Origin of the sequence: Acinetobacter sp. YH01021, assembly GCF_013420255.1 — a bacterium.
Classification (GTDB): Bacteria; Pseudomonadota; Gammaproteobacteria; order Pseudomonadales; family Moraxellaceae; genus Acinetobacter.
Genome location: NZ_VOYO01000017.1, coordinates 15,054 through 29,450 on the forward strand (window position 1 = coordinate 15,054; position 14,397 = coordinate 29,450).

The 14,397-nt window shown below is 37.8% G+C and carries 10 protein-coding genes and 1 pseudogene; 7 read left to right on the plus strand and 4 right to left on the minus strand.

The window, feature by feature from the left end:
- Positions 1–6 precede the first annotated feature (6 nt).
- The 3 genes from FTT86_RS11910 to FTT86_RS11920 are packed head-to-tail and all read left to right on the plus strand — an operon-like array spanning position 7 to position 3,218.
- On the plus strand, positions 7–786 hold the full coding sequence (locus FTT86_RS11910) for a DUF1295 domain-containing protein (RefSeq protein ID WP_180087515.1): 780 nt from the start codon (positions 7–9) through the stop codon (positions 784–786).
- 8 nt (positions 787–794) lie between these two features.
- The gene (locus tag FTT86_RS11915; protein ID WP_180087514.1) at positions 795–1,844 is read left to right on the plus strand and encodes a cyclopropane-fatty-acyl-phospholipid synthase family protein; all 1,050 of its coding nucleotides are present in this window, start codon (positions 795–797) and stop codon (positions 1,842–1,844) included.
- 39 nt (positions 1,845–1,883) lie between these two features.
- Entirely contained in the window at positions 1,884–3,218 is a 1,335-nt protein-coding gene (locus tag FTT86_RS11920; protein ID WP_180087513.1) for a HAMP domain-containing sensor histidine kinase, read from the plus strand.
- Positions 3,219–3,223: 5 nt separating this feature from the next.
- Here FTT86_RS11920 and FTT86_RS11925 read toward each other — a convergent pair whose 3' ends face one another.
- The 4 genes from FTT86_RS11925 to FTT86_RS11940 all read right to left on the minus strand — a co-directional run bounded on the left by FTT86_RS11925 (position 3,224) and on the right by FTT86_RS11940 (position 5,713).
- Complete coding sequence (locus FTT86_RS11925; RefSeq protein ID WP_180087512.1) at positions 3,224–3,910, minus strand: response regulator transcription factor; 687 nt, start codon at positions 3,908–3,910, stop codon at positions 3,224–3,226.
- Positions 3,911–3,921: 11 nt separating this feature from the next.
- The gene (locus tag FTT86_RS11930) at positions 3,922–4,422 is read right to left on the minus strand and encodes a chalcone isomerase family protein (RefSeq protein ID WP_180087511.1); all 501 of its coding nucleotides are present in this window, start codon (positions 4,420–4,422) and stop codon (positions 3,922–3,924) included.
- Positions 4,398–4,970 carry a nuclear transport factor 2 family protein gene (locus FTT86_RS11935; protein WP_180038963.1) on the minus strand — a complete coding sequence of 191 codons (573 nt, stop codon included), beginning with the start codon at positions 4,968–4,970 and terminating at the stop codon, positions 4,398–4,400. Before FTT86_RS11935 ends, FTT86_RS11930 begins: the two co-directional genes overlap by 25 nt.
- Before the next feature lie 140 nt (positions 4,971–5,110).
- On the minus strand, positions 5,111–5,713 hold the full coding sequence (locus FTT86_RS11940; protein WP_257221248.1) for a hypothetical protein: 603 nt from the start codon (positions 5,711–5,713) through the stop codon (positions 5,111–5,113).
- Positions 5,714–5,822: 109 nt separating this feature from the next.
- Here FTT86_RS11940 and FTT86_RS11945 point away from each other — a divergent pair.
- The 4 genes and pseudogenes from FTT86_RS11945 to FTT86_RS11965 all read left to right on the plus strand — a co-directional run bounded on the left by FTT86_RS11945 (position 5,823) and on the right by FTT86_RS11965 (position 13,107).
- Positions 5,823–6,485, plus strand: a pseudogene (locus tag FTT86_RS11945) (IS1595 family transposase).
- Positions 6,486–6,775: 290 nt separating this feature from the next.
- A complete protein-coding gene (locus FTT86_RS11950; RefSeq protein WP_145758465.1) occupies positions 6,776–7,270 on the plus strand; it encodes a transporter in 495 nt (164 codons plus the stop codon).
- 4 nt (positions 7,271–7,274) lie between these two features.
- On the plus strand, positions 7,275–9,659 hold the full coding sequence (locus FTT86_RS11960) for a hypothetical protein (protein WP_257221246.1): 2,385 nt from the start codon (positions 7,275–7,277) through the stop codon (positions 9,657–9,659).
- A complete protein-coding gene (locus FTT86_RS11965) occupies positions 9,652–13,107 on the plus strand; it encodes an integrase (protein WP_180087509.1) in 3,456 nt (1,151 codons plus the stop codon). Before FTT86_RS11960 ends, FTT86_RS11965 begins: the two co-directional genes overlap by 8 nt.
- Positions 13,108–14,397: the final 1,290 nt, after the last annotated feature.

Below are 14,397 nucleotides of genomic sequence, written 5' to 3' on the forward strand. Positions count from 1 at the left end.
GCTGTTATGCTGCTGAATTTACTGGTGCTGAATGTCTTTATCATGTTCTGTAGCTGGCTGCTAGTGACCTATAACCAGCGTGCCGGACTGGTGGATGTGGCCTGGAGTTTCTGTATTGCACTCAATGTCATCATCCCTGCTTGGGTCATGGAAACTGCACCGCTGCTGATCCGGGTATTTCTGGGCGTGTTCAGCGGAATCTGGTTCTTACGCCTGACCTGGCATCTGCTGCGCCGTTATGCCAGTGAAACTGCAGAAGATACCCGCTATGCCAATATGCGCAGGGCCATGGGAGATTATCAGCATCTCGGTTTTCTGGCCTTTTTTATTTTTCAGGCCGGGCTGGTGGCACTGTTTTCCTATCCGATGCTGGAGTTGCTTAATATTCCGGTCCAGCAGTGGAATGACTGGACCCCCTATGCCGTACTGGTGGCAGGCATGATCATGCTGCTGGCGCTGATCGGGGAGAGTACTTCCGACCAGCAGCTCTACCGCTTCAAGCTGGATCCCCAGAATAAGGGCAAAACCCTGGATCGGGGCTTATGGAAATACTCACGTCATCCGAACTATTTTTTTGAATGGTTACACTGGTTTGCCTATCCGGTTCTCGGTCTAGCGGCAGGAGTCTATGAACTGTGGCTCTATCCGCTGCTGATGTGGTTGTTTCTGTACTACATTACCGGCATTCCGTTTAGTGAACAACAGGCACTGGCCCATCGCGGCGAAAATTACAAAGCTTATCAACGACGAACTTCAATGTTTATTCCGTGGCCACCCAAAGAGTAGGTAAATACATGGACTTTATGATTCAACAATCTTTAAAACTGGTTGAAAAGGGTAAATTGCCCGATGCCGTGATTCGCGCAGGCATTCGCACTTTAAGCAAAAAACGTCTGGCACAGGAAGGGCGCTTTGACCCGGCACTGGCGGCACAGCGTTATATGGATGTGCTGCATATGCTGAAAAACAGCGCAATTGCCATCGAGACCGACAAAGCCAATGAACAGCACTATGAACTGCCCACCGCATTTTTTCAGGCGGTGCTAGGCAAGCAGCTGAAATACAGCGCCAGCCTGTTTGAACATGACCATACCACACTGGATCAGGCGGAAGAAGCCGCACTGGCCAGCTATTGCCAGCGTGCGCAACTACAGGACGGGCAGGATATTCTGGAAATTGGCTGTGGCTGGGGCTCACTCAGTCTGTATATGGCCGAGCATTATCCTAACGCCCGGATTACCGTAGTGTCGAACTCCTCAACCCAGCGCCAGTATATTCAGGAACAGGCCCGTCTGAAAAAACTGCAGAACCTGACAGTGGTCACCTGTGATGTCAATGTACTGCAACTGGAACCGGCTGCTTTTGACCGTGTGGTTTCGGTGGAAATGTTTGAGCATGTGCGCAACTACCAGAAACTGTTTGAAAATATCAGCAGCTGGCTGAAAGACGATGGCTTGCTCTGGTGCCATATTTTCTGTCACCGTTTCCTGCATTATCCATTTGAAGTTAAAAATGAATTTGACTGGATGTCGAAATATTTCTTTAGTGGCGGTCTGATGCCGGCAGCTTCAACTTTCCTGCATTTCCAGCAGCATTTGCAGCTGGAACAGCACTGGCAATGGGCCGGCACCCAATATGAACGCACCGCAAATGCCTGGCTGGAGAATATGGACCAAAAGCAGGCCGAGCTGCAGCCCCTGTTTGAACAGACCTATGGCGCAGATGCTACCATCTGGTGGCAACGTTGGCGGATTTTCTTTATGGCCTGTGCCGAATTATTCGGTTATGACCATGGACACGAGTGGGTGATCGGCCACTTTCTGTTTAAAAAGAAAGCCGTATAATTAAACGCTGAATCGGATGCGCCAACGGGGAATTGATCAATGTTAAAGCTGTTTAGGGACAAACGCGATCATCCTCTGGGTGAGGTGTTTAACCGCTACTACTGGCTGCAAATCGGATTCATTGCCTTGTCGGTGGTGATTGGCATTGCCTGTAGTGCCTGGGTGATTAAAGGCTTTTTGCTGCGCACCGCCTTGGAACAGGAAATGTCACACTACTGGCAGCGGCTGGAACGCAATCCGGCCGCCGAACTTCCCGACACCAAAAACCTATATGGTTATCGTTGGTATGATACCCCTCCTATGCAGTTTCAGCACATGCAGTTCGAGCAGGGCGTCAATCGGCATTTTGTCGATGGTAAAGAGCGCATGACCGTCTACGGTGAAAAAAATCGGCAGCATGTGCTGCTGGTCTTTGGCGAAAGTAACGTCAACAAACTGGTCTGGCTGTTTGGTCTGGCACCACTGATGGTCAGTTTGTTCGTGCTGTACAGCGTATTGTGGTGGTGGAACCGTCGCGCCAGACGTTATTTTTCTCCGATTACCCGGTTGGCCAATGCGCTGGAACATATCGACTGGGAACATCAGAAAAATCAGGCTTCACCTTTTCAGGACATTCGCACTGATTCCAATCTGGAAGCTGAATACCTGAAGCAGGCATTAGAAAAATACCATCAGGTCTTGAGTGCATTTATTCAGCGTGAACGTGAGTTTACCGGTGATGTCAGTCATGAACTGCGCACCCCATTGACGATTTTAAAAGGCAATGTGCAACTGTGTCAGGCACGCTATGGTAACAACAAATCCTTTACCCGCCTGCACAACACTATTGAAGACATGCAGCTGCTGGTCGATACCTTACTGGCCATCGCCCGAAATACCACCAACACCCTGATAGCCGAGCCCACTATGCTGTCAGAATGTCTGGAGAATCTGGTACAGGATCTGGACAGTGTCAGCCACAACAAAGGCATGCAGATCGACCTACAAAAAGACCTGGATGAACAGCCGCGTAAAATGTACCCGTCAATGACCAAAATGGTGTTTGGCAATATCCTGCGCAATGCACTGAATTATTCGCAAGGCACGGAAATTGATGTCATTCTGCAAAAAAATAAAGTGCTGATTGCTGACAATGGAGTGGGTATTCCCTTACCGAATAACTCCAAAGTTCAGGAACTGTCCGACCAGCAACTACAACTAGAAATCAAAGGGCACGGCATTGGTCTGCAACTGGTACAGAAACTGTGCAAGCAGCTGGGCTGGCGGGTGGAACTGTTTGACCGGCAATATTATCTTAGCACCCATCAGGATGTTGATCTGACAATGACCACCGGACTGATTGTAGTGGTGTATTTGAACGAGGTTTTCGCCTGAAAAGCTTAGGCTTCTAAAGCAATCGTTAAACCGACACCGGAGATGGTATGAATCAGTTTCTGCTCAAAAGGCTTGTCAACCATTTTACGCAGATTATAGATATGACTGCGCAGGGCATCGCTTTCCGGTTCTGCATCTCCCCAAAGCTCCATCATGATTTCCTGTTTGGTTAGGACCTTAGGTGAATGACGCATTAACAATTTCAGGAGTTTGAACTGGATAGGGGGTAATTCAATGGTCTGGCCGGCTCGCGTCAGTTGCTGTCTGGCCGGGTCCAAAATCAGATCATGAATCTGTAGCCGGCCACTGGATACCTCACCTAAAGAACGTTTAATCAGAGCTTTGACCCGAACCACCAGCTCGTTAAAATCAAAGGGCTTAACCAGATAATCATCCGTGCCGGAATTAAAACCTTTGAGTTTGTCATCCAGCGTATCGCGCGCCGTCAACATCAGTACGGGTAAATCCAACCCTTCCTCATGACGCAGCCATTCACACAGTTCATAACCTGAACCATCAGGTAAATTAATGTCTAGAAGCAAAATATGATAGCGCTGCTGTTTCAGTAGCTGGCGTGCAGCGTTCAGATTGCGGGCATGATCCACTACAAAATCATGTTCTTCCAGAAACTCGCATAAGGTAGAGGCCAGTTCATAATGGTCTTCGACCATCAGGATAAAATGTTTCGACATAGCGGCAGAGACTAATTCAATAATTGCTGTTTTAATTTAGCACTAAATGGCTGCGAACCCAGCCAGATATTAAAATATTGTTGTGCTAGAGGATGCTGAAGATTGCCTAGTACCTGCTGATTCAGCATCAAGGTCAGGGTCTGTGTCTCGGCTTGATAGCTTAAACTATAAAGATCACCCGGTTTTACCGGCTTATAAAGCTGAGTAATTCTATCTAATACTATTAAGTGTTTAGACTCTCGCTCATTACGCTTCAGAAAATGGGTCGCTGCACGCTTGAAAGCCCATTCCGGAATATTCTGTGTATAGGAAAAATCAATCTGCATATTCTGGCCTTGCCAGGGTTTTGTACAGTTCTGAGCATAATAACGGGCGACGCCAACCTGTTTCTGAGCCACCAAAAGTGGACCACGACCACACTGATTCATATTCTGGGCATGTGACCATGAACTGAAACTGCAGAGCATCAGTAGTCCCGTACTTAATACTACTTTTTGAATGGCAGTACCCATGAATAGGCTCCTCCAACATAAGGTAAAGAACGATACAGGCCATTGGCCGGATCCCAGAAATCCTGCTGGAAAATAATCTTATTGTCTCTGTTGACTTTGATTTCACTGATCCCAAAAGAATCCATAGTTCGAGTCGTGCCAAACATTTTAAAGTCATAGGTCATATGCCAGTGCACGTAGGCAGAGTCTTGGTAATAGGAGGTATTTAATAGTTTGACATTCACGTTACTGACACGCTTGTTCATCCCTTGAAAATGTTGGAGTAGATTTTGACGTGATGAAAATTGGGATAAGGTATCGTTAATAAACAGCTGATCGGCATAGAGTGATCCGGCTCGTTCAATAAATGCAGGTGTACCCAAAGTATTAAATGCTGAGGTAAAGCGTATGCCGATGTCTTGGGCTTTAGCCTGATCCAGCGCAGTTCCCTGAATTTGGTTTCTGGATTTTGCATAATCACTTGAATAGCTAGGAATACTTTTACATCCAGCTAAAACTAGTAGCGGTAAGGACAAGGTAGCTAGCAGTATTTTTTTGACATGTTTCATATTGGCTATCCGTATTAGGTCTATGCTGATACTTTAGGCCGAAAGTCGTGAACAGAATGTGAAGAGGATGAAAGGCTGTTAAATGAGCAGTAAACAGAAGCTCTTTAATGATGGAGTAACGTGTATATCCTCAGTCCTGTCTAAGCCTTTTTTGACATTCCCCAACTTTTCGCAGAAAGCAGAAATTCATAATTTAAAGCCACGAGAATGCTTTGCATATTGAAGCTATTCCGGTCTTCGGGTAACTGTAATAGAAGTGGCAAACGTGTCACCCCATTTTCACCATTGGCAAAAGCATAATGGCGCACTTTAGCGTCAATCACCGGAATTAAATTCTTGGCTTCCAGATACACACTTTCCTGAGTGGCCTGCTTTTGCATGGCAATCATTCTGAGATAGCAATGATCGCGAACCTCAGTCAGATTCTTTTTGAGTTCATTGATCTTTAATTCATGATTTTCAGGTTTTTTAAACAGCCGTTTAAGAAAACCGCGATTTTCGGTATTTTGTATTTCACGTTCTAACTGGCGTATTTGCTGCTGGATCTGGCGAGTTTGTTCAAGCGTGTCATTCAGAAGCTCTCTAATTTCCTGGGTAGGTGCTGAAAGGGCCAGCACCTGTTGCTGATAGTGAAACTCATCATGAAAAATCACAAAGATTTGGGTGCGACGTTGTTCCAGTAATTTTAAATAGGCAATTAAGCGATATTTGAACAGACGCGCATGCGGATTAAACTGCAGCATCGGTTGCTGCGATAAAATTTCCAGCTTATGCAGAAACTCATTGATTAATCTTAAAATATTTAAATAGCAAGGCTCTAGACTAGCAGAATAGATATGTTAGTCTAGAATCATGATAGAAAACAGCAAATTAAGTAACTATAAGATTAAAAAAATTATTCAGTGCTTTTGCATTGATATTCCTGCTTCTAAAACAGCCTTATTGCTTAACTTGAACCGTAATACCATCAACTATTGGTACATGCTTTTTAGAGAAGCAATCTACGATCATCAAACAGATTTAAGAGCAAAGTTTGTAGGTTCTATTGAAATTGATGAGAGCTATTTTGGAGCAAAAAGACAACGTGGTTTTCATGGGAAGTTGAAGCGAGGTCGAGGTACTTTAAAACAACCTGTATTTGGAATATTTGAAAGGAATGGTCGAGTTTATACAGAAATAGTCCCTGATTGTAAAAAGACTACATTACAACAAGTTATCTTAGGTAAAGTTGCACTTGAAAGTGTAATTTATAGTGATGGTTAGCGTGGATACAATGGTTTGGTAGATGTTGGTTACTCAAAGCATTTTAGAGTAAATCATGGAGCGAATGAATTTGCCAGAGGACAATGTCATATAAATGGAATAGGGTCATTCTGGAGCTTTTGTAAAAGAAGGCTAGCAAAGTTCAACGGTATATCAAAAGAGTATTTTGATTATCATCTTAAAGAAACAGAATGGCGCTGGATGAGGGAGCCTAATGAGCTAGCAACAGAGTTGTGGGACCTCATTAGGTAAAACTAAGTGCAAATCTGCTAGTCTAGAGCCTAATTTTAAATATTTTGATTTGTTGATAAACCTTATACAGACATCGCGATACTTTGATATTGGAAAATCAAATGGTAAAGTTATTACGTGATATATCACGTTAACTCATTGAGCTGTTCTGTGTTAGCTGGATATAAACATATAACATCATAATCGGTATTTTTAGGCTAAAGATATTCTGTTGGGCCTAAGTAGTAAATTTAGAAATTAACCATTTCAACTGTATTGAGCTTGTATAGCCAGTATCGATTGAGAGAGTCATGATAGAAAAAATTGGGCATGCAAAAAAAACACCTGAAGTTCTAACTGAAGTTTTCACCAAGTTAAGTTACGTTTTGATATTAGATTTACCAGATTTTATTCAAGATTTTGTATTGGATCTTAAAAATAAGATGGATGATGAAATCAAAAGAATGCTTGACCAAGCAGCAAAAGACAATCAAGACGTTGATGAATTTGAAATTTTAAAGTGGTTACTCGATACAATTGATGTAGCTCCTGAAGAAACTGAAGAGGTTAAAAAGCACCAACATAAAGAGGTGCATGCTGTGCTATTTACTTGTTTTTTTACTCAATTGTCCGAGGCCTTAAGTCTGAAGTTATCAGAACATATGAGAGTGGAGTCAAAACCGCAGCGTTGTGTTAAAAAATTGACTCAAAGAACTTATAAAAAATATTTTGGTTTGCCTAAAAACTTCAAGCTCAAGTTAGAACGAAACCTGAAAATCAATTTTTACCCTGAAAAATTATGGTAACTGTATGACTAATACTGATGGATTGTCAGATCTACACGAAGAAATCAAAGTATTGGAAAAGTGGGTAAATCAGTCACTTGGTGAAAAAAAAGCTATTTTCAAAGATTTCGACGTTCAAAATAAGAATGAGTTGTATGCTGCTGCAGAAAAAATCCAGGTTACTATTAAAAAAAAGAGAATTGTGACGGAACATAAAATTCTGGCTGGTTTAACTCAATGGACTAAAATTGAACAAGAAGGGCATGAGTATGGTTATCTGTTGACTGGATTAATTTGTGAAATGCTCAAAGAACTTATCATTTTACCGAATTCTAGTTCTAAAGATAAAGAGCCTATCACAAACACAAAACTGATAGATTTTAAGCGAATAGTAGATGATGAAAGAGTACATAAGAAATTTAATCAATTATGTTATGCATTAAAACTGTTACTGCAGAACCAATTTAAAGACCGTGGGGAAAAAAAAATACCATGTGACAAAATTACCAATGAAATTAAAAAAATCGATGAATTTAACACCAGCAATTTTAAAGAATTTTTAACTGGTGAAGAGATGCAAAAGCACTCCATCTCATTAGATTTAGACCGTTACATTGAGCAATTTTGTATTGTCTGTAATGAGCTTAACAACAGGGAATTAAATTCATCGAAGAAACTTAGTATCAAGGATTTGATAAAAAGAATAAAAAAGGAGATTGATGTAACAAACCACTCAGGGTCATCTCCTATTCATATAGAAAATGATGACACAGAAGTCGAGATAGATGAAAAATCAGCAACTATTCTTGATCCTACACATGATGATATCAGTAAGCGTGCAAGTTCTATGATATCCGATGAAAAGCTCAAAAAAATTATTCAGAGACGTGAAGTCCCATTTGTAAGTAATCCACTTTATCTAGCACCCAGTTTATTACATCAGGTATACAACGTATTGCACGATTGTTATCAGGATAAAATGCTCAAAGAAAATAGTACAATCTTTTATGATCAATCTTCTTTGGCATTATGTGGCATGATGTCACTGCTGACTGGTCTGAGTCCTACTATCTTTAAAGATATTAATAATTTGATTGAAAAAGGAAAAATATTAGAAAAAACAAAAGTAAAAAGAATAAAAAAAACAAAAGTAGCAGAAGAAACAGAAGTAATCGAAGTAATCGAAGTAATCGAAGTATCTTATTATTGGGTGATTGATCCAAAGTTGAATGTAAATCATTTGGGCATTATGAGTGATAAATTACAGCGCTATAACAAAGCCTCCACTTATAAATGGCATATTCCTAGTGCTTGGATTATTCAATTAAAAAAAAATGTTATTCAAGAACTATCTGTTCCTGAATACAATCGTTTTTTAAGGCAGCTTTTCAAACCGTATAATTTGGACAAGATTTCATGTGGAATTTTAGAAAAGCAAATATATTTCCATCTGAATATGCAGACAGGTGATGATCTCGTAGCACACTTAATGGCAAATCACGATACGAATCATGTGGTTAATTGGTCCTATGAAGGGCGTAATATTGAAGAGATAAATAGACATTTTAAAAGATACATTGATTGTTTAATAAACCGAAAAAAAGGTGATCTATGGAAAAAAGAGCAGCATCCGGGTTATATCTTTGACCGAGAACAACGTATAGGTAGTCAGCGTTGCTGGACTATCAAAGCAGCAACTCAATTTTTTAAAAATCTTTATGCTTATGTACAGACTACTTTAACGAATGATGAAGTCAATCGGATTGAGAAATTAAATGCTTATAGCATTTGGATGTGGCATCTGTCTTTAATTTGCCTCACTGTACGACCCACGATGGGTATGCCAGGTTTGATCAAAAATTATGATTCAAAATCAAAATTTATCTATATTCATGACAAAAAAATTGGTTCACGACAAGAAGGTCGTTTAGTGCCTGTAGTAGGTTATTGGCAAAAGCATTTTGTTGCATACAGAGAGTATATAGATAAGACAATCACTGCATTAGGCATGAAATATCTGCAGGAGCAGTGGAAAAAAAATGAATTCATGCTGTGTGTTCTTATCCATCCTCAACTGACTTCCAAAAAGCATAGCGTTGACTTTATAGAAATAGCAGACAATCTTACTTTGGCACCAATGTCAGCAGCTTTTGTGACGCATTACTTGAAAGAAACAGTTCAGATTTATAAAAACTGGCCAAGGCATTTTAGCAAAAACCATCTTGAACTCAGCAGTGATATTCATAATACCCTTTATGCACATGATGGTATTGCCATGGGGTTTGGCCATACTTCATCCTTAAGTCCTTTTCATTACAAAACAGAAATTCAACAACAGGTTGAAGCGTTACTGAAAAAATTAGAAATTTTGGAGCTAGACTTGTTTACCCAGGAAAAATCGCGTGATTAACAAAGAACTAAATCAAGAGATTCTAGAGCAATTACAAAATGCGATTGAAACAGAAACAAAAGCAATTTTTAATCAAATTTCTGAGCTGATTGATCATAAATATACTCAGAAAAAGGTGAATGGTGTCGAGATTGATTTTAAACTTCTTGATCAACGAATTGCTGATAAATTTACAAACTATCAGCAAGTTTTAATAAAAGTTTGTGAGCATTCCCAGCTCAAAAAATATTTCCGCTCTTACCTCAAGGAGTGTTTTAAACACTTTAAAATTATTTGTGAACAAGAGTATCAGGAGTGGCAAAAAAAAAATCCAGATCATGCAAAAATTTACGATATTAAATTACCAGATTGGAAAATAGCAACATTACCGCGCCGCGATAATATTTTAACAGAGGACAAGTTGTGTTATGGAGCTATTCTTGCTGATTTTAAAGAAAAATTTTATGAAAAGTGGAGCTATTCTCTTAATAAAAAGACTCAAAATATAAGTTTACAATCTACAGTTGAAGCTCAGCAAAACTTAGTAAACATATTATTTGAATGTCTATGTATATCATTAATTTTCGATCAAGGATGTATTCATCCTGAACGGCTTATTGCAATTCATGATGCAATTTTTGAAATGAATCTAGACAGTGGACTGTTGCCAATTTACTCTGGTTCAAAGAATCATGCCTACGTTTTCTCATACACTCTCTCATCTCAAAAATATGGCAATTTCTACCGTTATGATAGCCAAGGAGATGTGGAATTATGGCAAACACAGCAAATATATTTTAACGCAATCTCAATGCTTTGTTATTTGCGTATCCGAGAGCATCTTCATGGTAACCAAGGTTATGCATTACAGTTTACATCGCCTCTTAGTATTTGGCAGCAAACACACGATGATCAAGATCAAAAAGTTAAGCGGGAAGATTTACTTTATAAGCGGCTAAAAGCACACTTTAAAGATGTTGTTCCTGATCATCAATTTATCAAAGAGTTTGAGCGACGTCGTTTTTCTGCTTTCAAGCATATTGATTATGTTCTTTGGCAGGAGATTCCAAATTTAGATCTATTGAGTACAAGTGTACTTAATAACAAAATTATCACTACGCCTTTGATATATGAACAGCATATAGCTATTTATCATCAGCTTGATACCTGGAAAACGATTCAAGAAAGAATTGAAAATACTCATCACACTGTAGAGCTTTCTGTTTTTACTAGTGGTCAGAACGTTAAAGTTTATAATGATAAACGGATGGGTAAACGTAATGATATAAAATCATTGCTTTTATCATTTAGTGAAGATGGTAAAGAGTTGACACTAGCCAAGTTTAATGAAGCTTTGAACACAAGTATTAATAAATCAGAGGGCGATATACGTTCCTATGAAGCTGGAGAGGGGGAATATATTGATTATGTGGTGGCAATCGCACATTTACGGATATGCCAATGGTTAAAGTATGAGCTAGGTTACAATTCTGGCTCTGGTAAAGCATCACTTCAGGTGGCATCGATAAAACGTTATTATCACAGCTTCGTTTCTGACTTTCTAATTTACATTTTAGAATATCAAATAAATTTGAATAATGCCATCGAAGAACAATTTGAAGAAATGTATGAGTACCTTATTTTAGAAAAATCAATGAAAGATCAGGAAAAGCAGGAAACAATCGCTGAGAAAAATGATAATAAAAAGCACGACACCTCTGGCTATTCTTTCGCGAGGTTAAAAACATTTCATCAGTATTTGGTCAACAAGCATGATGCACCAGTAGTAGCGTACTTGTATGAACATCAGAGAGACAGCGGGAAATTTTTAAAAACACGGACCATTAGTCCGCAGATGTTTGAATTAATGATGAAAATTGTGAAAAATTATCCACACATTTTAGGCATTTCAGGGAATGACATAGTTGCATTGCAATGGGTCTATCGACTCGCATTTAGACTAGGTTTGCGTATTGATGAAGTGACAGGCATCCGTCTCAATGATTTTGACTCTGCACAGCTTAGAAGTCATCTTAAAAATAATCGTTTATATTACGAAGCAAAGTCAGATCCTAAAGATACGACTTCAAATGAATCATCCAATTCAGATATTGAAAATCTGGTTTTAAAAATTCATTCCAACTCTCACCGTAATGTTAAAAACGAAAATGCAAATCGTCAGTTTGATTTATCCTATTTTTTAAATCCAAATGAATTTAAAGAGTTCTGTGATTTTTATAAAAAATATTTAGCTGCTTCTTTGGGCGAAGCGGAATTACAAGTACAGAATACATTACTCTTCATCTTTGAAAATCAACAATTATCAAAAATCACTAGGAGCTTGTTTAATCTGGTATTAGGGACAAGTGATCATTCATATACATTTCACGCATTTAGGCATAGTGCTGCATCACACTTAGCAATTTTATTGAAAGGCAGCCACCAGCTTATCTGTAGTTTTACTGACTATGACTCTAGGTTTGTAGGTAGGCTTAAAAAGCATATATTGCAAAATATCGATCATGCATCATTACATAGCGCAGATGTATGGCAACGTTTAGCACATCTAATGGGGCATGAAGACTTTAACGTGACCGCAAGTAGCTATATACATCATCTTAATATTTTAATTGCAGACATGTTTTATACAGCAAAACGTGAATATCAGCCTGAATTGATTGGTGCATTACTAAAAAATAGCAAAATTATTAATGCTCAATTTAAATCCTTAAAGATATCTGAGGATGAATCAGCTTTTAACATTCTTCAAAAATCTAAGTTTTTTTTAAAGGTTTTTGAAAAACATAATGATCCAAAGCAATTCTTAAAAAAAGATGAAATTGAAAAAAAACAAATGAGTTTTTTATATCCAAAAAGATTTCTAGAATCATATCAGGAATGGAAAGCAAATGACCGGATCATAAATCCTGAAGACCAGCTTGTTAACTTAATAAAGTCAATTAGTAGACAATTTTATATTTATAAAGATAAAGAAATAGCTAGAAGTGAGGAGCGTGATCTGCAAGAAATGGATTTAAATTGGGAGCGAATGATCAATTGGTCGTATTTATATGGAATATGCCAGCCATTCATAATTGACAAAGAAATTACCCCAAAAGAAATTAAAAATTTTTATTATATTTTGGAAAATAAAATTTCATTGAAAAATGATCGATCAGTTTTAGTTTTTGAAGCAGTCTGTCAAAAAGATTTAAAATTGTACGATTCATTTGTGGAGTTTATTACCAAAATATATTCAGACGTAGAATCCTACTTAGATATAGAAAAATCAAGTTTAAGTGATTTTGATAAAAAAATAGGGAGTGAAGTTAAAATAAAATATTATAAAATTAGTAATAAAAAAGCAGATTCAAAGCATCATCTGATACAAAAAATTGTACTACAAAGTATCTTTTTTAAGATGAAATGCCTTGGAGTACCTTCCCTGGGTCAAAAGAAAATGGTCTAAAATGTTTTACCGGAGCAGTAGGGGGCTACAGTTTTTTTATATTAAAAAAATATATAAAAAACAGTGGTATATAACTTTATGTAATTCATGTTTGATTATTTTTTCATTATTTATGTAAGGTTCCTCTTTTTTTTTGGTCAAAAAAAGGGACACTAAGAGGGAGGTGTGCACTCTGTGAGGTTGATTTTTGATAATTTTTTTTCTTGAGAATAGCCTGGACGAGAGATTATCAAAAAAAAATACTCAATAAATAAAAAGATTTTGTATGACTCACAGAAGAAAATAATATTAAATTTAATTGTATTTTTTTATTATTCTTGTAAATTTATTCGGATATTATTTTTTAAATTTAATCTATAAAATATAAAATTATATATAAGGTAAATTTTATAGACTAGTGAGTTAATACAAATTATTTACCCTATAAATTGATTTGTTTTATTCTGTAAAATAGGGAAATTAGTTTTTATTTTTTATAAATAAAAAAATTAATTTTGCTAGATTTATAATATTAAATACAGCATAGAAAACTGGGTTGTGTTTTTGGTTTGATTTTATAAGCTAATTTTTAAATAGCCTAAGCAAATATATTTCAGAAAAATAGCCCAAGCCTTTGCTTTTTAAAACTGCTGTTTTACAAAGCAAAGGCTTGGGAGTCCACCAATATGATTATTTTTAGATTTTAATGAGATCCCAAAAAATGGAGAAGATAAATTAATTAGCTTAGGTAATCCTTCTATAAGTATGCAGCATAGATTTTGAGCTAAACACGCATCCTTGTATGTAGGTAAAATACAGGGATTTTTTCGGCTAAAATTTTGAAAAAATTAAGCCAGCATTCAATTTTAAAATATCACTAAAAAATGAATAAAAAATTCTAATTTGGTTTGACCAAAGAAAAAGATACCCATATGATAATTACATTACAGCAAAATCTGTAATCGGGCGTGGAAACCTGAAAATTACTACAGAAGCATTAAAACCGCTTTAGCGGTTTTTTGTGCTTATTATGCTTAGTTTGCCATTATGGTAGGCCAGGCAGGGCAGTCTATGACTGGCCGTCTTCTGTAGTGCGGTATTTCCACCCCTGTTTGGTCTACCTCCATCTCGTGGAAAAGATGGTTGTAGATAGTCAACTCTAAACTACAGGTACTAAACATGAAGATTTTATTATCTAATCCCCCCATTTCTCTTAGGTCTCTTTTGTTAGCGCTGACTGGATATTGACGGTCATTTAATTCACAGCTTTAACCAAATCCAACTATATACATTTTCAAATTTCGTACTTGT

What these genes read in the sequence shown, in the direction of transcription:
- FTT86_RS11940 (WP_257221248.1), bottom strand. Translation starts at nt 5,713, where the DNA reads ATGCTGCAGTTTAATCCGCATGCGCGTCTGTTCAAATATCGCTTAATT.
- FTT86_RS11910 (WP_180087515.1), top strand. Translation starts at nt 7, where the DNA reads ATGCTGCTGAATTTACTGGTGCTGAATGTCTTTATCATGTTCTGTAGC.
- FTT86_RS11950 (WP_145758465.1), top strand. Translation starts at nt 6,776, where the DNA reads ATGATAGAAAAAATTGGGCATGCAAAAAAAACACCTGAAGTTCTAACT.
- FTT86_RS11925 (WP_180087512.1), bottom strand. Translation starts at nt 3,910, where the DNA reads ATGTCGAAACATTTTATCCTGATGGTCGAAGACCATTATGAACTGGCC.
- FTT86_RS11920 (WP_180087513.1), top strand. Translation starts at nt 1,884, where the DNA reads ATGTTAAAGCTGTTTAGGGACAAACGCGATCATCCTCTGGGTGAGGTG.
- FTT86_RS11960 (WP_257221246.1), top strand. Translation starts at nt 7,275, where the DNA reads ATGACTAATACTGATGGATTGTCAGATCTACACGAAGAAATCAAAGTA.
- FTT86_RS11915 (WP_180087514.1), top strand. Translation starts at nt 795, where the DNA reads ATGGACTTTATGATTCAACAATCTTTAAAACTGGTTGAAAAGGGTAAA.
- FTT86_RS11930 (WP_180087511.1), bottom strand. Translation starts at nt 4,422, where the DNA reads ATGGGTACTGCCATTCAAAAAGTAGTATTAAGTACGGGACTACTGATG.
- FTT86_RS11935 (WP_180038963.1), bottom strand. Translation starts at nt 4,970, where the DNA reads ATGAAACATGTCAAAAAAATACTGCTAGCTACCTTGTCCTTACCGCTA.